Annotated in this window: 22 protein-coding genes; 11 read left to right on the top strand and 11 right to left on the bottom strand. The window is 63.2% G+C overall.

Features of this window, described 5'->3' with window-relative positions:
* Window positions 1–26 precede the first annotated feature (26 nt).
* Window positions 27–215, bottom strand: a complete 189-nt coding sequence (locus CQ015_RS14900; RefSeq protein WP_105650512.1) for a hypothetical protein — start codon at window positions 213–215, stop codon at window positions 27–29.
* A 244-nt stretch (window positions 216–459) separates the two neighbouring features.
* Here CQ015_RS14900 and CQ015_RS14895 point away from each other — a divergent pair, with 244 nt between their 5' ends.
* On the top strand, window positions 460–2,034 hold the full coding sequence (locus CQ015_RS14895) for a PucR family transcriptional regulator (protein ID WP_105650511.1): 1,575 nt from the start codon (window positions 460–462) through the stop codon (window positions 2,032–2,034).
* A 197-nt stretch (window positions 2,035–2,231) separates the two neighbouring features.
* Here the strand turns inward: CQ015_RS14895 and CQ015_RS19035 are convergent, their stop codons facing one another.
* Window positions 2,232–2,495: a hypothetical protein gene (locus CQ015_RS19035; RefSeq protein WP_181148334.1), complete on the bottom strand. Its 264-nt coding sequence runs from the start codon at window positions 2,493–2,495 to the stop codon at window positions 2,232–2,234.
* On the opposite strand from CQ015_RS19035, the gene CQ015_RS14890 reads away from it, so the two are divergent.
* From CQ015_RS14890 to CQ015_RS14860, 7 genes are all read left to right on the top strand, one after another.
* Window positions 2,457–3,182, top strand: coding sequence for a transposase (locus CQ015_RS14890; RefSeq protein ID WP_181150439.1), 726 nt, complete (start codon window positions 2,457–2,459; stop codon window positions 3,180–3,182). The two genes, CQ015_RS19035 and CQ015_RS14890, sit on opposite strands and share 39 nt — an antisense overlap.
* Window positions 3,179–3,610, top strand: a complete 432-nt coding sequence (locus tag CQ015_RS19430) for a hypothetical protein (RefSeq protein WP_258138625.1) — start codon at window positions 3,179–3,181, stop codon at window positions 3,608–3,610. The genes CQ015_RS14890 and CQ015_RS19430 overlap by 4 nt, the downstream gene beginning before the upstream one ends.
* Window positions 3,544–4,308: an amidohydrolase family protein gene (locus CQ015_RS14880; protein WP_258138623.1), complete on the top strand. Its 765-nt coding sequence runs from the start codon at window positions 3,544–3,546 to the stop codon at window positions 4,306–4,308. The genes CQ015_RS19430 and CQ015_RS14880 overlap by 67 nt, the downstream gene beginning before the upstream one ends.
* 187 nt (window positions 4,309–4,495) lie before the next feature.
* Entirely contained in the window at window positions 4,496–5,119 is a 624-nt protein-coding gene (locus tag CQ015_RS14875) for a hypothetical protein (protein ID WP_096254355.1), read from the top strand.
* 398 nt (window positions 5,120–5,517) lie between these two features.
* Window positions 5,518–6,090 carry a copper chaperone PCu(A)C gene (locus CQ015_RS14870; protein WP_096254356.1) on the top strand — a complete coding sequence of 191 codons (573 nt, stop codon included), beginning with the start codon at window positions 5,518–5,520 and terminating at the stop codon, window positions 6,088–6,090.
* A complete protein-coding gene (locus CQ015_RS14865; RefSeq protein ID WP_096254357.1) occupies window positions 6,090–7,292 on the top strand; it encodes a Dyp-type peroxidase in 1,203 nt (400 codons plus the stop codon). The genes CQ015_RS14870 and CQ015_RS14865 overlap by 1 nt, the downstream gene beginning before the upstream one ends.
* Before the next feature lie 39 nt (window positions 7,293–7,331).
* Window positions 7,332–8,780 (top strand): PepSY domain-containing protein, encoded by a 1,449-nt coding sequence (locus CQ015_RS14860; protein ID WP_170947721.1) that lies wholly within the window; start codon window positions 7,332–7,334, stop codon window positions 8,778–8,780.
* Window positions 8,781–9,060: 280 nt separating this feature from the next.
* On the opposite strand, the gene CQ015_RS14855 is transcribed toward CQ015_RS14860, so the two are convergent.
* The 7 genes from CQ015_RS14855 to CQ015_RS14825 all read right to left on the bottom strand — a co-directional run bounded on the left by CQ015_RS14855 (window position 9,061) and on the right by CQ015_RS14825 (window position 16,552).
* Window positions 9,061–9,360 carry an Lrp/AsnC ligand binding domain-containing protein gene (locus tag CQ015_RS14855; protein WP_219844318.1) on the bottom strand — a complete coding sequence of 100 codons (300 nt, stop codon included), beginning with the start codon at window positions 9,358–9,360 and terminating at the stop codon, window positions 9,061–9,063.
* Window positions 9,361–9,664: 304 nt separating this feature from the next.
* The gene (locus tag CQ015_RS14850) at window positions 9,665–10,681 is read right to left on the bottom strand and encodes an FUSC family protein (RefSeq protein ID WP_096254358.1); all 1,017 of its coding nucleotides are present in this window, start codon (window positions 10,679–10,681) and stop codon (window positions 9,665–9,667) included.
* Window positions 10,682–10,812: 131 nt separating this feature from the next.
* Entirely contained in the window at window positions 10,813–11,727 is a 915-nt protein-coding gene (locus CQ015_RS14845; RefSeq protein ID WP_105650508.1) for a LysR family transcriptional regulator, read from the bottom strand.
* A gap of 175 nt (window positions 11,728–11,902) precedes the next feature.
* Window positions 11,903–12,742: a class II fructose-bisphosphate aldolase gene (locus CQ015_RS14840; protein ID WP_105650507.1), complete on the bottom strand. Its 840-nt coding sequence runs from the start codon at window positions 12,740–12,742 to the stop codon at window positions 11,903–11,905.
* Window positions 12,743–12,745: 3 nt separating this feature from the next.
* Window positions 12,746–14,128, bottom strand: coding sequence for a GntP family transporter (locus tag CQ015_RS14835; RefSeq protein ID WP_105650506.1), 1,383 nt, complete (start codon window positions 14,126–14,128; stop codon window positions 12,746–12,748).
* 55 nt (window positions 14,129–14,183) lie between these two features.
* A complete protein-coding gene (locus tag CQ015_RS14830) occupies window positions 14,184–15,077 on the bottom strand; it encodes an NAD(P)-dependent oxidoreductase (RefSeq protein WP_105650505.1) in 894 nt (297 codons plus the stop codon).
* A 26-nt stretch (window positions 15,078–15,103) separates the two neighbouring features.
* On the bottom strand, window positions 15,104–16,552 hold the full coding sequence (locus CQ015_RS14825) for a four-carbon acid sugar kinase family protein (RefSeq protein ID WP_105650504.1): 1,449 nt from the start codon (window positions 16,550–16,552) through the stop codon (window positions 15,104–15,106).
* Window positions 16,553–16,720: 168 nt separating this feature from the next.
* Here CQ015_RS14825 and CQ015_RS14820 point away from each other — a divergent pair, with 168 nt between their 5' ends.
* A complete protein-coding gene (locus tag CQ015_RS14820; RefSeq protein WP_105650503.1) occupies window positions 16,721–17,437 on the top strand; it encodes a FadR/GntR family transcriptional regulator in 717 nt (238 codons plus the stop codon).
* A gap of 125 nt (window positions 17,438–17,562) precedes the next feature.
* Here the strand turns inward: CQ015_RS14820 and arfB are convergent, their stop codons facing one another.
* Complete coding sequence (gene arfB, locus CQ015_RS14815) at window positions 17,563–17,985, bottom strand: alternative ribosome rescue aminoacyl-tRNA hydrolase ArfB (protein ID WP_105650502.1); 423 nt, start codon at window positions 17,983–17,985, stop codon at window positions 17,563–17,565.
* Window positions 17,986–18,102: 117 nt separating this feature from the next.
* Here arfB and CQ015_RS14810 point away from each other — a divergent pair, with 117 nt between their 5' ends.
* A complete protein-coding gene (locus CQ015_RS14810; RefSeq protein WP_096254366.1) occupies window positions 18,103–18,558 on the top strand; it encodes a DUF6069 family protein in 456 nt (151 codons plus the stop codon).
* Between the two features lie 69 nt (window positions 18,559–18,627).
* The gene (locus CQ015_RS14805) at window positions 18,628–18,921 is read left to right on the top strand and encodes an antibiotic biosynthesis monooxygenase (protein ID WP_105650501.1); all 294 of its coding nucleotides are present in this window, start codon (window positions 18,628–18,630) and stop codon (window positions 18,919–18,921) included.
* A gap of 61 nt (window positions 18,922–18,982) precedes the next feature.
* Here the strand turns inward: CQ015_RS14805 and CQ015_RS14800 are convergent, their stop codons facing one another.
* Window positions 18,983–20,548, bottom strand: a complete 1,566-nt coding sequence (locus CQ015_RS14800) for a molybdopterin-dependent oxidoreductase (RefSeq protein ID WP_105650500.1) — start codon at window positions 20,546–20,548, stop codon at window positions 18,983–18,985.
* Window positions 20,549–20,594: the final 46 nt, after the last annotated feature.

The following is a 20,594-nucleotide window of genomic DNA, read 5'->3' as shown; positions in this document are numbered from 1 at the left end:
AATTCTCAGAATTTCCGGGCGAGAGGCTATTGGAGTGCGAGGGTCAAGACGTAGGCAATGGCGAGAAGGAGTCCGACGACGAGGTATTCGCCGCGGGAGAGCTGCCCCTTTTGATGCGTTGCTTCATGCGCTGCGAAGTCTTCGCACACGTGACTTCGTTCGGTGAGGAAGGCCTGCTCGTCGGGGGTGGCGTCGTGTGAGCTTGCAGTGTTCATGGCGACCACTTCTGTGTAGATTTTCGAGTTGCTGCTTGAAGGCCCGGTGTGGTGAATCGAGCCGGACGGCGGCTCATCCGTTGAGGGTTTCCTCTGGTGGCCGCGTACTTTGATATTCCATAAATCCGGGTATGACGTGATGTATTCGGTCGTTTCGGACTTGTATCCATCTTCCGGCCAGGATGTGATCCGGGCAACAGGTGAACTGTAATCACTTGGCGGAGCGCGGTGTTACACTCTGTAAATGCCCTTGACGATCCGCCAATTTCTTCAGAACCCGGCGTTCAACAGATCGCGTCCCCACATCCTCGGTGACGGGACACGATTGGACGATGACGTGCGCGGAATCCACATCGCCGAATCCGCGGATCTGGCAGGACTCATCGAGGGCGGGGAGCTGATCCTGTGCTCGGGATTGGGGTTGAGTCAATCCGTTGAACAGGCAGCCGCGTTCCTCGACGAGCTCCATCGCTCCGGGGCCAGCGGAGTGGTCTTCTCCTTCTTGGCCGACGAGGCCCCGGTCAAGGCGGCACTTCGCACGGCGGCTACTTCCATGAGCTTCCCCGTGGTCTTGCTCGATGACCGCGCGCGTTTCATCGAAATCATCGAAGCCTATAATGAGATTTCGCGATCCGCGATGGTGGTTTCCGGCCCCGACGCGGTGGCGGATTTTCTGAGTTCTCCGGTCGCCGAACAGCTTTCGGCTCTTGATCTGCTCCGCACCGCGGCGGACCTGCTTGATAGGCCGCTGATCCTGGAAGACGAGCTGTCGGTAGTCCTGTTCCAGCGCGGTTTAGGCATGGAGCAGATGTCCCTTTATGCGCAGTCTCGCCAGCGAGCATGGGGGTTGGAGCAAGGCCGTTTTGAGCTGGCTGGCGAGCAGTGGGTGCACAATCCAGTATTCGTCGATGGCCGGAGGGTCGGACGCATCGTCTGCCCGTTGTGGCGCGAGTCGGCAGGATTCGCGGTCATCCTGGATCGGCTTTCCCGAATTCTCGGGCAAAAGCTGAGCGGAGACCTTGACCGGCTGCACCTGCTGCGCCAGGAATTCTTGGCTGATGCCATTGCGGATCTGCGGACCAATCAAACCGTAACGGAACAAGGCGCATGGCTGCGCCTGCGCCTTTTCGGGGTCACAGATGTGCTGGAGCTGATTCCCGCGGTGTTGTGCATTGCTTCGGGCGCAGACGAAGAAAATGATCTCAGTTCGCTGATTCGCAGATTGCGGATCGCCTTCGAGGATTTCCCGGTCCCGGTGATTGTGCGCAATGGACTAGGCGACGAATCGGAAGCCGTTGGAATGATGTTCTGCTTGGCTTCTCATGAACACCCCGAGGTGCTGCTGCAAAGAGCTTACCGGCTCGTTGAATCAGAAATTGGCCATCGGCAATGGAGTATGGGAATTGCCGGAAGCTACGAATCATTGAAGCGGGCCGCGACGGACGGACTGCTCGAAGCCTATCGAGTGGCGCGCGGGGCATTGAGCATGGTGGTGCGCAAGCCCAAGTACTACCTGGCGCACGATCTGGGGTTCCGCTGGATACTTCAGACGCTCGTGAGCACCCCCGAGGGCGCAGCTTTCGTTCGGGATCAGCTTGGTCCTTTGAAAGAGGAGCCGGAGCTGCTGGCGATTCTGGAGGCATATCTGGGCGCCACGGGAAATATCGCGGAACTGTCGAGGTCGGTGCACCTTAGCCGCCCCAGCGTCTACGCGCGGCTTCGGCGGTTGCACGAGGAGTTCGGCATCGACGTGGAGAATGCGGACACGCGCACTTCCTTGCATATGGCTTTGGCGTTGTATCGGCTGGAGGGCCTGTAATCCATGCGCGCATTGAATTCTCAGTCCCTCGAAGCCCCGGCGTTCCTGCCGCATTTGCCGAAAGGGAATCGAGCCTGACCAGGCTGGCACCGGGACCCGGGGCCTGCCTGCATGACCTGTTGTTTCGCGCTCGCACGGAGAACAGGCGGGCGAGATCGATGCGGTCTCGCAGTTCTCCCGGACCGTCGGATTCCCGACTAGCCCGCGCCCCCGGCCAATGCGCGGCGGAAGATCTTCGCGACTACTTCCCGGTCGGGTATCTGATCGGACAGGACCAACTGCAGCTGCAGGCCGCACAATGCCACGCCCAGCATCTTGCCGGTGATCTCATCGGAGCGGTGGCACAGGACCCGGGTCAATCCGAGGTCCCAATCCGCGGCGGCCTTGCGCAGTGCCAGCCTGGTGTAGGCCAGGGCATAGAGGTGCGACTCGAAGACGGCGGCGGTGCTGTTCTCGCCCAAAAGGTCCATGACATATCCGGTGAGCACTTCTGCCATATCCGCGTCGTCCGGCAATCGGCCTGCCCACTGCTGGAGCTCTTCCACGCCACGCTGCGCGGCCCGACCGCCACGGCCAGCCGGGAAGGATCGTTCTACGGACGGTACCGGCTCTGCGCGATCGATGGGACGATCCTGACCTTGGCGGACATCGAGCAGAACCGGTACAAATACTCGAAGCATGCCGGTCACCACGGCGGGACCGGGTACCCGCAAGCCCGCCTGCTGGCGTTGATCGCCTGCGGCACGCGCAGCATCATGGATGTCGTGTTCGGGCCGACGACCATCGGGGAAACCACCTACACCCCGCAGCTGCTGCGCTCCATGGATGAAGGGATGCTGATCATGGCCGACCGGAACTTCGCCTCCGCCGGGCTGCTGCACCAGCTCCGGAAGACCGGCGCGCAGTTCCTGGTGCGGGTCAAGCTCGGACGGCAGCTGCCGGTGCGCCAGATACTGCCGGACGGATTCTATCTTTCAGTGCTGGCCGGACAACCGGTGCGGGGGCTCACCGCGAACATCACCGTGCATGCCGAGACAACCAGACGCACCGAAACCTACCGATTGGTGACCAGCATGTGCACCTGGACTCGACCCGCGTCGGCTTGCCCTTCCGCGAGCACACCAGCCGTCCCGGGGTCTGGGGCATGATGGGCAACGACCGGGAGAACTGGCGCGACGTGGAAATTGGATTGCCCGAGCGCGTGGCCGGAACCCTGGAACGGATGATCGCCCGCGGCACCACCAGTTGGCGTACCTTTGCCCAGGTGGACGTGGACTGCATGCTCGTGAAATATGAAGCCGTGGTAGCCATCAAGGAGAAATTCGCCAACGAGGCCGACGTGCAGATCATGGTCTTCCCTGTGCCCGGCATCCTTCGGGAGCCGGGCACAGGGAAATACTTGGAAGACGCGCTCAAGGCAGGTGCCGACTTCATGGTCGGCATCGATCCCTGCGAGCTGGACCGCGACCCGGTCCGCCATTTGGATGTGGTGTTCGGCTTGGCCGCCTCGTGCAGGTGGACATCGGCATCCACCTGCACGAGGCGGGCACGCAGGGAGTCTTTTCCGCGGAACTGATTGCCGAGCGCACCCGGGCGCTGGGCATGGAAGGCAGGGTCAACCTGTCCCACGCCTATGGACTGGGCGCAGTCGGCGAAGCCACCAGTCGGAAGCTGAGCGACACCTTCGCCGAGCTGGACTTCTCGCTGACCTCGGTCGCACCGAGCACCTCCACCCTCCTGCCGCTGCTGGGCCTGGCCGAACCCGTGGTGCGCTTCGGGCTGGGAAAGGACGGGCAATGGGACTATTGGAGCCCTTATGTCAATTGCGAGATGCTGGACCGGACCTGGCAGCTGGCCTTCGTGTACGGCATGCCCAAAGACGAGCAGATCGAACATGCGCTCGCCGTGGCCGCCATGGGCGGCGCGTCGATCATGAAGCGCGAGATGCCGCGGCTGGCGTCCGTGGCCGACCGACCGGGCATAGCCGTGGGAGACCGTGCGGACCTAGTGCTGATGGATGGCCAGACGGTTGCCTCGGCCGTCATGGAGCGCGGCGCCGACCGCACCGTCATCCGTGACGGGCGAGTGGTGCCACGGGTTGAGGGTACTGTCGGTCAGCGAGCCATTCTGAGTTGGTGGATTCAAGGGATCGTGTGCAGCACGCCAAGTCCCAGACAGGCACAACGGACAGGCCCGCGACATTCGGAGCTGCACGGAACGCTTCACCCCGGCAATACCGCCGGTACCCCCGGTAGGCTATGCCCGAAATTTTGAAGACCGGCACCGCCTTGGCACCGGGATGACCGCCGCGCGAGCACGGTATCGATCCTTCAACGTGCCAGGGTTGGCTTGCGGGGTCCGCCCTCGTCTGCGGAAATGACTGCACCCCGGAGCAAGAGGGCCGTATTCTAGAGTTTTACAGGATGTCGAAATACGGTGCCCGGTCTGTAATACTGGTGGTGTGCAAAAATCCTCCCGTTCAACACGTGCTCTCAGAGGCACCGCCGCCGCGTTCTTCGCGACGTCCGTTTCTCTGGTTTCCCACGTACTTGCGGGCGGAGCCATACCGGACATCCTGAACATCGCGCTACCGCTGTCCCTGTCGCTCATGGTCTGCATCTTGCTCAGCGGCAAACGGTTCACGTTCTGGCGGTTGTCCATCATGGTGGGGTTCAGCCAGATGCTCTTCCACCTCCTGTTCTCCATGGGAGCAGGTCATTCCGCTCTTTCAACCGCGGGGCAAGGCATCCACGCACATCATGGAATATCCCTGGCGGTCGATGTGACCGGCTCGGCCAGTACCACCATGGCAAGCCACGGCGATGGCAGCATGCTGCTGGCGCACTTCCTTGCGGGGTTCGCTACCGTTCTGGTGCTTCACCGCAGCGAGCAGGTACTCATCGCGGCTTCGGAGATCATCGGCCTGTTCACCTGGAAACTCTTCTGGCGCCTGGTCAACTTCGCTTATCAGCCAGTGCGCCCGCAGACAGCGCCTGTGGAACCGCGCGAAATCCCTGCCTGCACGGTGGCCGTGTATGCCACGTCTGTCGTTCGCAGGGGCCCGCCCGTACTGGCAACGGTGTAAGACAACCTTGCAGTCCTTCTGGGCTGCGACTTTTCCGCTCCTGTTTGCAAAGGACCCGGAATCGGGCTCTGCCATGTCCCATCCCAGGACAAGCTACTGCGCTCGTGCACAATGATTTTTCCTGAAAGCATGCTGGCGAACGAATCTCACTGAGTTCGTTCTATCAGCGTTGCCTTTCCAGTCTCCAGTGCGTCCTCCGTCCTGAACCCCGGAGGCCAACCAGTCCTGCCTCGCACCGCACCTTCGCAAGCCCTATTCGACCAGGGCTTTTTTCTCCCCTGCTGTGCCCAGCACAATGTTCCCTGACCGCCGATAGCAACATCGGTGTTTTCAGGCTCCACAGCAGCACTGATTCGGAGCACCCTATTTGTGCTTCCCTCATTTTCCTAGGATGAACCGTGAAAACTTCTTTTGCCCTGCGCACCACTGCCCTATCCGCTGCCGCGTTGATCGCCTTGGCGGGTTGCGCCGCCACCCCTGCTGCTAACAGCAACCCGGCTCCAGCTGGCGCTTCTGTCACCATGAAAGATCCATGGGTGAAGGCTATCGACGAGGGGATGTCGGCGGGATTCGGCACAATTGAAAACACCGGAGACCAGGACATCACCGTCACCTCGGTCACGAGCCCGGCCTCCAGCGATCTGGAACTGCACGAAACGGTAGCCAACGAATCCGGGGCCATGGTGATGCGCGAAAAAACTGGCGGATTCACCATCCCCGCCCACGGCGAACTGCATCTTGAACCAGGGGGAAGCCACATCATGCTCATGGACCTCGCCGAACCGCTCAAGCCCGGCAGCGTCGTGAACATGAGCCTGGAATTCTCCGATGACACCAGCTTCGAGATCACCGCCCCGGTGAAGGACTTCGCCGGCGCGAATGAAAATTATGAGGGCTCCGAGCACGAGGGCATGGGTCATGACGAGTTGGACAAGGGCGACTCCGCATCCGAAAGCGCCCACGATCACTAATGCCACACGAAGACACACCCGCCAAATCAGGCCCTAGCAGGCGAGGAATTCTGTTCGGCGGCGCCGCAGCCGGACTGGGAGCGATCGCCGCTCTGGGGATCGACTCCCTGGCCGGCGCTGCTGCGCCAGCCGGCGCTTCGGAGCCGTTGCACGGCCAAACCGTGATTCCGTTCTACGGCGAACACCAGGCAGGAATCGCCACCGAGCCCCAAGCCCACGCCAACTACATCGCGTTGGATTTGCGCGATGACCTTGACCACGAGTCCCTGCAACGCCTGCTCCGGTTGCTCAGCGATGACGCGGCAAGGCTCACCCAAGGCCAAGCGGCCTTGGCAGACACCGAACCGGAACTGGGCACGGTTCCAGCACGGCTCACCGTGACCTTCGGATTCGGTCCGAAACTCATGGAACTCGCGGGGTCCTCGGCCAGCGAAGGCCAACCGTTGCCGGGGTTCAAGATCGACCGGCTCGAAGAACGCTGGAACGATGGGGATCTGCTGCTGCATATCGCTTCGGACGATCCATTGTCCGTTGCGCATGCCCAACGGATGATGCTCAAGGATGCCCGCCGGTTTGCCTCGGTGAAATGGGTGCAGTCCGGGTTCCGCCGATCACGGGGATCCGAGGCCAGCGGCACCACGATGCGGAATCTGTTCGGACAAGTCGACGGGACCGTGAATCCCATCCCCGGTTCGGAGGATTTCAACTCTGTGGTGTGGAACGCGGATGGGAGCACCACCATGGTCCTTCGGCGCATCCGAATGGATGTTGATACCTGGGATGAGCTTGACCGCTCCGGCCGGGAATTCAGTGTTGGGCGGACCCTGGGCAACGGAGCTCCGACCACGGGAACCCAAGAACACGATGAGCCTGACTTCGAAGCGACCAACGCCTTGGGGTTCACGGTCATCGCCGCGCAGGCGCACATCCGCAGAGCCCGGTCCGATAACACGAACGAGCGGATCTTCCGGCGTGGATACAACTACGACGAGCCGCCCAACGGGAATGACATCTCCAATTCGGGGCTGATCTTCGTGTCCTACCAAAAGAGCGTGGCCAAGCAATACACCCCGATGCAGCAACGCCTATCGGACCTTGACGCGCTGAACCAGTGGACGACTCCCATCGGCTCGGCCGTCTTCCTGATCCCCCCGGGCTGCGCCGAAGGAGGATTCATCGGTGAAACCCTTTTCGCAGCCTAGCCACCTGTACTCTTCCTACTTTTCCCTCAAGGACCGTTCATGACTTTTCTGGAAACCACGACCCCGGAATCCCAGCCACCGCCCGTGCCTTCGGGGCCCACCCGAAAGGGATGGCTCGGCCAGCTGCTGCTACGGCTGCACTTCTATGCGGGAATCTTCATCGGCCCGTTTATCCTTGTGGCCGCGGTGAGCGGCGCCTTGTATGCAATTACTCCGCAAATCGAACAGGCTGTCTATGCCGATCAGCTGCGCGCGCCGATAGCTGATTCCTATTTGCCGCTGGCCGATCAAGTTGAGGCGGCCAACACCTACCTGGGCAGTGATGATGCGCTGGTTGCGGTTCGCCCGGCACCGCACCCCGGTGATACCACCAGGGTGATGTATGCGGACGAGAACCTGGGAGCCAGCGAAACCAGGGCCATTTTCATCGACCCGGCCACCGCTGAAATCCGCGGAGACTTGACCGCCTACGGGACCAGCGGTGCGCTGCCCCTGCGGACCTGGATTGACCAGTTGCACCGCAACCTGCAGCTCGGTGAGCCGGGGCGCATGTATAGCGAACTGGCAGCCTCCTGGCTGGGAGTTATCGCCCTGGCAGGATTTGGCCTGTGGATTCTGCGCATCAGGAAAACCAAGCGAAAAAAAGACCTCATCCGCCCCGCTGTCAAGGCAAAAGGCTACCGGCGCCTGGCCAGCTGGCATGGATCGCTAGGGATCTGGGTCTTGCTCGGCGCATTCTTCCTCTCCGCCACCGGCATCACCTGGTCGACCTACGGTGGCGCGAATGTCAGTGAGCTGCGCGCCGCGCTGAACTGGGGAACCCCCTCGGTGGGCACGGAGCTGTCTGCCGCGGAGGGCAGTGCAGGTGATGAGCACGCCCATCACCACGGGGCCGCGCCCGCGCCAACCGGCGACTCGGTGAACCCGGCGGCATTCGATACCATGCTCTCGATCGCCAAGGAAGTCAACGTCAATACGGGACTGGTTGAGATCAAGCCGCCAGCCGCGAAAGGAAAGGCGTGGGTGGTCCAAGAGATCCAGCGGTCCTACCCGACCGAAGTCGACGCGGTCTCTATCAATGGGCAAACACTGGACGTCGTGGACCGTGTTGATTTCAGGGAGTTCAGCCTCGCCGCGAAACTCTCGCGATGGGGAATCGATATCCACATGGGCTCCATGTTCGGACTTCCCAACCAGATCCTGTTGTTCCTGGTCGCCTCGGCCATCGCCTCCATGGTGGTGCTGGGCTATGCGATGTGGTGGAAGCGCCGCCCCACGAAGAATCCCGCACTACGCATGGGCAAAGCCCCTGCACGTGGCGGCTTAACCCGCGCCCCATGGTGGGGCATCCCGTTGGTCTTGCTGGCTGCAGCTGCCGTCGGCGTCTTCCTGCCTCTTATGGGGATCAGCCTGGCCCTGTTCCTGCTCGCGGACCTGGTCGTTGGCTGGATTCATCGAGCCAAGAGCAAACGGCCGGCCACCAAGTAGCCAGCTGGCCTCAGTGGTGTTTGAACAGTGCCCTGCGTGCGATGCGCGGAGGGCACTTTTCTTCCCTGAAAGATCGATCTCGGTGCCTCGTAAAAGGCGCGCTCAGAGATGCAATTTGTGAAGCCGTATCAAGAAGCAGGATTCGTGCCAGCGGCCAATCCGGAAGGGTCGTTGAAGGGCCGGCCGTAATTCGGCAGGGCAAGCTCCTCATGGGCTTCGATTGGAGTGGCGTCATTGATCTTGTCACCGGGCCAGGCCTGCCAGGACCAGTGGAGATGTCCTAAGGAAGAGATAACAGCTCGCAGTGCGCGACCAGGGGCAGGGCGAGCAGCTCGTCAATGATCAGGTGCTGCAGCTCGCCGCTGTTGGCCACCGCGACATGGACCAGGTAGTCCTGGCTGCCGCTGACGTTATACAGCGCGAGAGTTTCGGGCAAGGCCGGTGCCGTCTGCGCGAAGTCGTTGGCGGTGTCGCGGGCATGAGGACGGATCTGGATGCCCAAGAATGCCTGCTCGCCCTCGCATTGCAGACTCGGCAGCGCATGGGCGCAAGCGGCCTCGACGGAGCCATTGCGGCGCATCCACCTGATCCGCTCCAAGCAGGTGTTGGGGCTACTTCGACCTTGGCGGCGATTTCCTTGTTCGGCATGGACTCATCCACCTGCAGTAATTCCGGTACCGCCCATTCAACCGAATCCAATTCAGGAGATTGGACCGAATTGCCCTTTGACCCAACCATGGACAAATCCTGACGAATCTGGCGCCTGGTCTGAGTCTGGAAACATGCTGGCGGACCGGAGGGCTGGCAGGGGAATCGAATCATGGGCGGCTTTCGCCCTGGCGCTTTTGGCGGCATTGGCGGTGCCCGGCGCGGAGCTGGAAGCCTCAGCGCTGTTTCGGGTCGAAAAAAAGCGCACCTAGAATTCCGGCCGACACGCCCAAGAGGTTCGCCAACGCCCGTTCAAGCATCACGCTGGCATCCACACTCGGGTCAGCCAACTCCAGCATGAGCATGATCTGCGGGGTGAAGAAGCTGAGTGCCAGTCCGTAATTCCGGGTCATGTAGCCTTCGGTGGGGAACATCAAGAAGATGACGGCCAGCCCGAGCCAAACCTCGGGAAGCTGAAGAGAATAGATGCCCAGCAGCACGAGCAGGCCGGCGACGGTGCCGGCGACGCGATGCGCCCCTCGGCTCAGTCTGCCGCGCGCGTTGCCTGCCGCCAGCGGCACGACGGCACTGGCCATGACCCACGCCAGATGATCCACGCCCAGCAGCATCGCGATGGATCCTGCCAGCAGGACGACGCAGCCATAGCAGCCCGCTCGGCGCAAGATCTCTTGCCAGGGCAGTCCGCGTCCGGTGTTCCGCCTTTCGGATCCCACGAACCGGGCCGTCTGGCCAAGCACGATGCTGAACATCGCGGTCAAAACGAACGCCGCGAGACCCGATGTTGCAAGCTGTTCTCCGACGGGCAGGCTTCCCAAGGCGCCGAACGCGAACAGGGGGAAGAAGGACCCTCCGGGTTTCAGGCCGAACCGATCCGAACACAGCGAGCTGCATAATGCCACCATGATTCCGGCGGCCAGGAAGGGCCACGGGGCCAGATGCCACGGGGCGATGAAAATTGCCGATATGCCCGCGGCAAGCATCATCGCCGCCGCGAGTGCCTGGTCCTTGAGTCGTTGCAGGCGATTCGGATTTCTTCCGTACATTCCAACGACCGAGCCGAAGACCGCATAGACCATCAGCTCGCCGTGGCCCAGGATCAGCAGGACGATTCCGGGAATGGCGAGGCCGAACCCCACCCGCAAGGCCGGCCGCAGCTCGGGTCGATGCGCCGCGCGCAGCAGCTGCCAGTTTGGTGTGCCCCACGCGGACGTCGTGCGAAGCCTGACGTCCATGCCCGTTGAACCTACTTTCCCTAGTCCGTTGAGCTTCGCGACGGCGCAAAATCACCCGGTGGTTCAAGTGTCCGTGAGCAGGCTTGATCATGTCCAAGAATTACTTCCAATGGATCAATAGATCGACCTTATTATACTAGGTCAGTAGCGTAATCGGCGTTCGGGAAGATCTTGGTCACAGTTTGTAAGAAAGTTCGTGGCACCGGCGGCAGCGATTGCGCGCAGTGCATCACGAGCACCATCTGGGCTGTGACGTGCGGAGCGACCAAGGCCGTCTGCTCAAGTCCGGGCAGCAGCCCGAAGGGATCCAGCCATTGCTTGGGGACGATACTGGCCCATTGGCCGGTAGCCACGTAGGCAATGAGCGAAGCCACGGAATCGCACTCTATGCGTGGCTCGGCGCGCATTCCGCTAGCGGCAAGCGCGGCATCGAGTACTTGCCGGCCCCGCAAGCTGCCGTCCAAAAGGCATAGCGGAAGTTCCAGCGCTGCGCTCCAGCCTGCAAGGGTGCGATCTTCGGGCAACATCCCGACCGCGCTGAGCAGCACATGCTCTTCGGCGTACAGGGGGACTACCCGCAACCCCACGAGGTCCTCGGGCACGGCATAGATGAGCCCGGCGTCCAGTTCGTAGTTCTTGATGCGGCGCACGATGTCAGCCGAGCGAAGGCTCGATTCCAGGACGATGCCCACCTGGTCGTAGACGCGCGCGAATGGGTCCGTCAGCTGGACCACGGTGGTCGCCGCGGCCGGAACAACGCCCAAGCGCAGAGATCCCTTGATCCCTGATCGCAAAGCATGAGCCTCTTGGCGCAGGGAGTCCCTGTCGCTGAGCATGCGCCGCGCCCAACGCAGAACCGACTCGCCTTCCAAAGTTAGCCCTTGGAAAGAATGCCCGCGGCGGACCAGCGGCACGCCCAGTTCGTCTTCGAGCTTGCGAATGGATTCCGAGAGCGCCGGTTGGGAGATGCGGCAGAACTGCGCGGCCCTCGCGAAGTGCTGTTCGCGGGCCAGAGCCACAAAGTATTCCAACTGCTTCAACATCATGGATCCATTGCATCATGGATGCGGATGCAAGGCCGGACGCTGTTCAGGCCGGAGTGCGGATCGGCTGGACTGCGCGCAGGTTCGGCTGCGCGCGCACCGGCTAGCAGTGGCAAAGCCGGAGCGCCGCAGTGCGGGAACCGCGAAGTCCCCGCGCCACGGCCCTGAAGGCGGCAGGCTAGCTGGGCACCAGCGCGGCGAACGTTGACGCGGCGACCTCGGTCACCGCGCGCTCCCAGTCACCGAGCAGGCCCAGGATATTCTGCCCGTCGGCCCGGCGCGATTCCAGCTGATCCGCCAGCATGGTGAGCGTCGAGCTGCGCAGCTCTGTATTCAGATTGACCTTGCCCACCCCATAGGCGATGGACCGCGACAGATCCGGCGCAGCGATTCCCGACGCACCGTGCAGGACCAGCGGAACCGTGGATTCGGCATGGATGGCCTTCAGCACATCCCAGTGGATCTTCGGCTCGCCCTTGTAGCGGCCGTGCACATTGCCGATGGCTACCGCCAACAGGTCGGCGCCGCTGGCATCAAGGAACTGAGCCACCTGTTCCGGATCGGTCAGCTGCGAGGCGCTTTGCTCAAAGGCCTTGTCCTCGTTGCCGGGCAGCGCGCCGAGTTCTGCTTCCAGCACGATGTCCGGGCCGATCAGCGAGCGCACCTGCTGCACGAAGGAGATATTCTCCTCCAGCGAGCCGGCCGAACCATCGGCAAGCACCGCGGTGGCGCCGGCCTGCACCGCGCGGGCAATCAGCTGCGCGTCGCTGGCGTGATCCAGCTGCACCGCCACCGGCACGGTGGCCTGTCCGCCCAGGGTGCGCAGCGCGCAGATCAGCCGCAGCCCGGAGGCGCTGGACGCGGTTTTCGGCGCGACATTCAGGATGGCCGCGCGGTTCTGCGCTTCGGCTTCGGCCACCACCGCCAGTGCGGTGGTGAAGTCGTAGCAGGTGAAGGCCGGGACGGCGTGGCCTGCGGCCATGGCCTCGGCGACCAGCTGGTTCATTCGGATGAGCATGGATTAGACTCCTGCGGCGGTGACGATGGCGTAGACAAGGGAGGTGAGCGCGAATCCGGCGACACCCAGGACGGTGGTCAGCACGGTCCAGGTGCGTAGCCCGTCGGCGACGGACAGTCCCAGGAAGCGGGTCACGATCCAGAAGCCCGAGTCGTTCACATGGCTCAGCCCGAAGGCGCCGAAGCCGACGGCCGCCAGGATCAGCGCGGTCTGCACGGTGGAGAAGCCGCCGGCCTCTACGGCGGTGGCCAGCAGGCCGGTGGTGGTGATGATCGCGACCGTGGCCGAGCCCTGCGAGGCACGCAGGATGGCCGCCAGCACGAAGGCCATGACGATGATCGGCAGGCCCGCGGAGGAAAGCGATTCGGCCAGCACGGTGCCGATGCCCGACTCGGTGAGCACCTTGCCGAACACGCCGCCGGCGCCGGTCACCAGGATCACGATGGCCGCCGGGGCCAGCGCCGAGTCCATGACCTTTCCGGTCTGTTCGCTGGACCAGCCGCTGCGCACGCCAAGCAGGTAGTAGGCAACCAGCACGGTGGTCAGCAGCGCAATCGCCGGGGAACCGACGAAGCCCAGGACATTCGCCGCGGTGGATTCCGCGGTGACCAGCGTGCCGCCCACGGTGCCGAGCATGATCATCACGATGGGCAGGAGAATCATGGAGATGACCATGGACGAGGTCGGGGCCTTGGTCTTGGTCAGGGTGTCGCCCGCATCGGTGCTCTTGCCGAAGGAGGCGAACTGCTCCGCGGTTTCCGGAAGCATGGGGACATCCCGGCGGTTGATCCGCTTGGCCACGAAGTAGCTCAGCACGCCCAGCGGGGCACAGAAGGCCAGACCCAGAATGGTGGCCCATCCAACGTCGGCGCCGAGGATCTCGGCGCCTCCCACGACACCCGGGTGCGGCGGGACCACCACGTGGATGGCCAGCATGATCGCGCCGACCGGCAGCCCGATCTTCACCGGGGAAACGTTCAGCGCCTTGGCGAAGCCGTAGATGATCGGCACCAGCACGATGAATCCGACGTCGAAGAAGACCGGGATGGCCAGCAGGAACGCCGCGGTGGTCAGCGCCGCGATGACGCGGCGCGGGCCGAAGAGCTTGGTGAACCGGGTGGACAGCACTTGGGCTCCGCCGGAGATCTCGATGACCTTGCCGAGCATCGCGCCGAGGCCCACCAGCACCGCTACGCTGCCCAGCGTGCCGCCCATGCCCTCGGTGATCAGCCCGGCCACATCCTGCAACGGGATCCCCGCGGCCAGGGCCACCAGGATGCTGACCAGCAGCAGGGCGATGAATGCGGGCATCTTGAATTTGATGACACCGACCAGCAGCAGGGCAACGCCGGCTACCGCGATCAGTAAGAGCAGAAGTGGGCTCATGAAAATTTCGTCTCCTTTGACGGGAATGCTCAGGGGCAGCTGCGTGCTGCCGACTTTACTTGGCGGACTTCGGGGCGAGAACCTTGATCACGGCCGAATCATCTGCGGCCGCCAGCTCGTGGGCCTCGCCCAGCAGGTAGAGCTGTTCGGCGGCCGAAGCCACCGGGGTGGGCAGGTGCAGCGCGCGGGCCGCGGAGGTCACGATGCCCATGTCCTTGACGAAGATGTCCAGCCGGGAGAGCACCTCGGCGCCCTGATCGGCGTAGGCCTGGAGCATGCGCGGGCCGCGGTTGCCGAGCATGAAGGAGTTCGCCGCTCCGGCCTGCAGCGCCTGCAGGGTGGTTTCCTGGTCCAGGCCCAGCTTCTCGGCCAGCGCCAGCGCTTCGGCGGCCGCGGCGATGTGCACGCCGCAGAGCAGCTGGTTCACGGTTTTCAGTGCCTGGCCGTCGCCGGGCTTGTCGCCTACGATGCTCAGGGTCGAGGCCAGCAGCTCGAGCACCGGGCGGACCTTGGTTAGCTCCGCCGGCTTAGCGCCGACCACGATCAGCAGATCTCCTTCGCCGGCGCGCACCGGGCCGCCGGAGAGCGGCGCGTCCACCAGGCCGACGCCCAGCTCACCCAAGCGGGCCGCAGTGGCGGGGACCGCATCCAGCCCGACGGTGGAGGTCAGGATGACCACCGCTCCGGGCTTCAGCCACTGGGCTACGCCCGTTTCGCCGAACAGCACGGAGTCCAGCTGCTCGCCGTTGCGCACGGCCAGCAGCAGCGCATCGGCGCCGGTGACCGTTTCGCGGGCGTTTTCGAAGGTGCTGATTCCGGCCTTGCGGGCCAGTTCCATGCGCTCGGCCGCGATGTCGAAGCCGTGCACGGTCAGTTCGGTGGCCAGGCGGGTGGCCATCGGAAGGCCCATGGCGCCCAGGCCGAGGACTGCAACAGTGGTGGTGCTCATTGGTGTCTCCAAATCTTGGGGTGGTGCTAGAAGGTGGTGCTCAGGGTGCGGGTGACCTTGGTCAGCGAGCTGTCATCTCCGACATTTCCGGCGAAGACCACGTAGGGCATGCCCGCTGCCGGGCCGTCCACCGATTCCCAAAGCGAGACGATGCCCGGCAGCATCGGTCCGCGTACGATCGCGTGGCGGATCTCCAGGCCGTGGGCGGCGACATCCGAGGAGGTGATCCCGCCCTTGGCGATGACGAAGCGCGGGGGAGTGCTGTGCAGGATCCGGTTGACCACGCTGACCACCGCGGCGCTCACGGTGCGCGCGATCTCCAGGGATTCGGCCGCGTCGGCGGTCTTCACCAGTGTCCGCGAGGTGTGCACGATGACGTCTTGGGTGGCCAGGGCGGTGCCGATCTCGGCGGCCTTGGCCGCGAGGTAGCTTTCGCTCTGCTCCGAGAGGATGGTGGGCACCTCCAGCTCGATCACGGTGGCGTTCGCATGCTGTGCGGTCAGATCCGCCAGCTGCCGGGTGGTCACACCCACGTGGGAGCCGACGACGATCAGCCCGCCCGCGGTGCGCATCCCGGCGTCATTCCCGGCAAAGATCTCTTCGGCGCTCAGCGGCTGGCGCATGTCCTGGCCGATGCGGGCGCGGACGAAGGGCGGGCCGACGCGGTAGAGCACCCGGGTGCCGGCCGCCTCGGCCAGTTCCAGGCCTTCGGCCAGCGCGCGCATGTCATTTTCGGTGACGATATCGGCGGTGGCCACCTGCGCGTTTTTTGTCTGGGCCAGCTTGCCGGCGATGCCCTGGGCGCCGGAGCGGATGGTATCCAGATCCAGCACGAGGACATCGGAGGCCGCCACGCGGCCGCCGGTCTTTTCGGCCACGTAGTCAGGCAGGTAGCTGGTGCTGAAGCCGAAGGTGGCGTCCTTGGCGAATTCGGTGGCGCTGACCTTCGCCAGCTCTCCGCCACCGGTGCGCATATAGTGCTCGCCGCCAACGGTGAGCCGTCCGGCGTCGCCGAAGGCCGGGACCATGAGCACCGCGTCCACCGCATTCTGTGCATCGATGTCCCGCAGGGTTGCGGCTATGGTGTCGGTTTCCAGCGGGAAGTGGCCGCGCAGGGTTGAATCGCTGCGGCTGGCAAAGCCCAGGGTGATACCCGCCTCCGCCGCGGCCTGCGAGGCGGCGGCCACGATCTGCGCATTGCGTTCGGCGGCATCGACCGCGTCGAGGGAACGGGTATTGGTCAGCACGTAGACGGCCAGCGCGCGCTCGCCGTCCAGCCGCAGGTCGAAGGCCCAACGGAAGTCCGCGACGTCCCAGCTGGTGAGCACCGGCAGGTTGCTGACTGATTGGGTGCCCGTCGGGTCATCGTCGAGCACCACTAGGACGCGGCCGGTGGCGCGTGCCGCGGCGGCGATCTCAGCGGGTTCGATTTCGCGTTCCGGGAGGTATCCGGCGAGCAATTCGGACTCAAGCATGAACAAGGACTCCTTCGTCTTTGGGCGACCAACTGACTTCATTGGTAAGATGTCAGACATCTGTCATGAGGAATAGTGTTCCACGGAATTCCGCGCACCGCAACAGCCGCGGGCACATAGACTGGATAGGTCTGCAAAGGGGCATCGGGCCTCAAGGATGGAGGAACCGTGTCTCGAAAGTCACTGGTCACGCAGGTCGCTGATGACGTGCTTGACCGGATCATCGGCGGGGAATTAGCAGTTGACGAGCTCATTCCCGGCGAACTGGAGCTCTGCGCGGCGCTCGACGTCAGCCGGATGACCGTGCGCGAAGCGATCAAGATCCTCGCGGCGCAGGACATCATCAGGGTTGAGCGCGGCCGCGGCACCTATGTGAATCCCGTGAGCATGTGGAGTTCGCTGGAAGCGGTGCTCCGGGCAACCACCGAGGGCGTCGGGGCCGCTGCGGCCGCCGTGCAGCTCATCGAACTGCGCAGAATGCTGGAGACCGGAGCCTGCGAGCTGGCGGCGAGCAAGATCAGCGACGCGCAGCTGGCCCGGCTCGATGAACTGGTTTCCGAGATGAAGGCCGCCCACCGGGAAGCCGACCTGGACCGTTTTGTGGATGCAGACCTCGAATTCCATGACCAGATCCTGCGCGCCTCGGGCAACGTCTTCCTAGCGGCCCTCTTCGAGCCGCTGGGCCGGGTGCTGGCATCCCGCCGGCGGGAAACCAGCGCCTTTCCGCAGATCCAAGCCCATGCCATCGCGGAACACGAAAAAATCCGCCAGGCGCTGGGGCAGCGCGACAGTTCCCGCGCCCGCGAAGCCATGGATGACCATATGCGCCAGACCCTCGAAGATCTCAATACCTTCGTACTCCGCCAGCAGCCAGGAAAAGACTAGCTCCCGGGCCCTAGGCGCTCCAATAGGCGGAACCGGAAATGCCGCAGGCATTCACTGCTCTGCTGCGGGGAAGAGCCAACGCGCGTTTTTTGCCGGTGATTTAGTCCATGATTCACCCAAGTGGCCTACTCGGCGGAGGGCTTTTTGCGTTGCTGCTTCGTTTCCGAGCGGCGCGACTTCGTGGCCAGGCGGCGCCGTTGCGACCCCTTGGTCGGCTTCGTTGCACGTCGGCGGGGGCCGTCGGGAGCCAGCGCCGTGCCGACCAGATCGGCAATTTTCTGCATGGCGATCTCGCGGTTGCGCAGCTGGGAGCGCTGCTCGGAGGCACTGACGGTGAGGACCCCTGCGATGAGCCGAGAATCCAAGCGATCGAGCAGGCGCTGACGCTGCTGCTCACCGAGAACGCGCGAACCAGCTACGGACCAGGACAGTTCGACGCGGCTATCGGAGGTATTGACATGTTGCCCGCCGGGACCGGAGGAACGCGAGAAGCGCCAGCTGAGCTCCGACTCCGGAATGCTCAGTGCGCGCGTGATCTCTATATCCATATATCAAGCTTCCCATGGGAAGCGAAAGCGGAATCTCCTGGGTTCAAGTCATCCAAACGGGCGTACATTTAAATTGGAGGGTTATCCGTTTTCGATTGGTCGAGGAGATGTTCAGCCATGAGTGCTGAAATGAAGTACAAGATGCCTTTCAACTACGTTCAAGTTGTCATCGCCGCGTTTAGCGCGGTGGTCACGAGCGTTTTTGTGTTCTTTATCAGCGGGGTTGCCGGCGGTTCGATGAGATTCACCGGAGGCATCTTCCAGAACGTTGATTTCTTCGGTATTGTCCGCTTCATCGCGCTGCCATTTCTCATTCTGGGATTCCTGACCTTCCTGATTGGGCGTGCCCGTCCGGGGTTCTGCAAATTCGCCCAGTGGGCCGGTGCCGCGGTGATGGTTGTTTCCGTCATCAACCCGATCCTTTTCGCGGCCGATCTGGCCAGCGGTATCGGGCTTTCGCTGATTCTGCTGGTTGTTGGTGCCTCCTGGTACATGGCGGTGGACAATTCGAACAAGCTGGCCAGGAAGTCCAAGCTAGAGCGGTTGCAGGCGAAGCAGCTTCGCGTGGCCTGACGGGACGGAGGTAGGCTGAGATATGAATCATCGGTAGCCCAACGCCAGTTGGGCAATGAAGGGAAATTCATGTCGATCGTCGTCATCAATGCGTTGAAGGTGCCAAGCGAAGCCGGTCCGGAGCTGGAAAAGCGTTTCGCGGCTCGCAAGCACTCGGTGGATGGCTCGCCGGGTTTCGAGGGGTTCAAGCTTCTGCGCCCGGTGTCCGGCGAGGACCGCTACTTTGTGTTCACCCAGTGGGCTACGCGCGAGGATTTTGAGAACTGGCGCGAGACGCGTGCGGATGCCGCGCATGCCGGTTCGGAGAAGAAGCCTGTCGCTTCCGGCGCGAATCTGATGGAATTCGAGATTGTCGAACTCTAGCGCGCAACGATAGCTGCCGGAGGCCGCTGCGCCGTCAACGAGGGGTGGATCCACGCAGCGTTTATGAGTCGGTGACGGAGAACTGCACGCGTTGCCAGCCGCTGGCCCCGTTGGGCACCGGATCAGCCCGCTCGCTGGTTTGAATTTCTCCCTCGGCATCGTAGGCGCGCACCGTGACCGAATGGTTGCCCGGGGATCCGCCCTTCCAGACGTAGCGCCATTGGCGCCAGGTATCCAGCGTGGCTTCTTCGGCCAGCTCGGCCTCCTGCCAGGGTTCGTCGTCGATCTTGACCTCGACCTTCGAGATGCCGGTTGTCTGCGCCCATGCGGTGCCTCCCATGACGACCTCTCCGGGCGGGAGCTGAGTGAAGGAGCGCGGCACGTCCACTCGCGAAGACATCTTGATTGGTCCGCGCTCCGACCAGCCGCGGGTGGTCCAGTAGGCTTCCTTGTCGGCAAATCGGGTGACCTCCAGATCCACTACCCACTTGGTCGCCGAGACGTAGCCGTAGAGGCCCGGGACAACCATGCGCACCGGGAAGCCATGCTCCAGCGGCAAGGGCTCATCGTTCATGCCGACGGCCAACAGGGCCATGCGGTCATCGGTGAGCACCTCAATTGGCGTCGAAGCGCTGAAGCCATCGCTGGATGTCGACAGCACCATATCCGCACCGTTTTGCGGAACGGCACGTTCAAGTAGATTGCGCAGCGGGTAGCCGAGCCATTTGGCATTGCCCACAAGATCTCCGCCGACCGGGTTCGAGACGCAGGTCAGCGTGAGGTAGCTTTCCACCAAATCTTGGCCCAAGAGCTCATCGAAGCTCATGGTGAATTCGTTCTCGACCATGCCGTGCACACGCAGCGACCACTCGGCGGGGTCGAGCCGCGGGACCGACAGCGCGGTGTCGATGCGGTAGAAATCCTCGTTGGGAGTGACGAACTTCGGCATTCCTGCAAGCTCTACCTGCGCTCCAGCCGGAACCTTGGCGGCTTTCACCTTGGCCGCAGGCAAACCGAGTGCCAGGCGGGCCGCCTCGGCGGCATTTCGTGTTGCGGAAATCGAGGCTCCGACACCTGCGACAACAAGCGCCCCCAGCAAGGAGAGCGAGGAAGCCAGCAGGAACTTTCGCCGGGAGGGGCCGGGGCTGGTTTCCTCCGCGGCCGCCGGTGAGTAGCTCGTGGTGGCCAGCCCGGTCAGCCATTTCAGCGTTCCAAGACCCAGCAGCGTACCGACCGCCACCGGGACCAGATCCATGGGGTCGGTCGCCGAACGCGTGATGACGGCAGCGCCGATCACCGCAGCCAGGACGAGGATGGCCGCCGCCGCTGCGGCAAAGCTTCGCCGAGCGAGCAGTCCCACCAGCGCCGCGAGTAGCGCGGCAACAATTCCGATGGAGATGAACAGGGCGAGCTTGTCGTTGGTCCCGAAGGTCGCAATGGCAAAATCCTTCAGCCACGGCGGGGTGAAGTCGATGAAGGTCGAGCCTAGCGCTACTCCCGGCGCAGAGGAGGTGGCGAAAAATACCGACACCAATTGGGCGACCGCAAAAAGCACCGCTGCGGATACCAGGCCCGCAAATCCAAAGGCGAAAAGCCCGGACCTTTTCTGTCCTCTTGAATCGTCCATCTCAGACCACCTCATACGTTGTCATGCCCATGCCCCCAATAGGCAA

Origin of the sequence: Arthrobacter sp. MYb221 (assembly GCF_002979835.1) — a bacterium.
GTDB lineage: Bacteria > Actinomycetota > Actinomycetes > Actinomycetales > Micrococcaceae > Glutamicibacter.
This window is presented reverse-complemented; position numbering and strand designations above follow the sequence as displayed.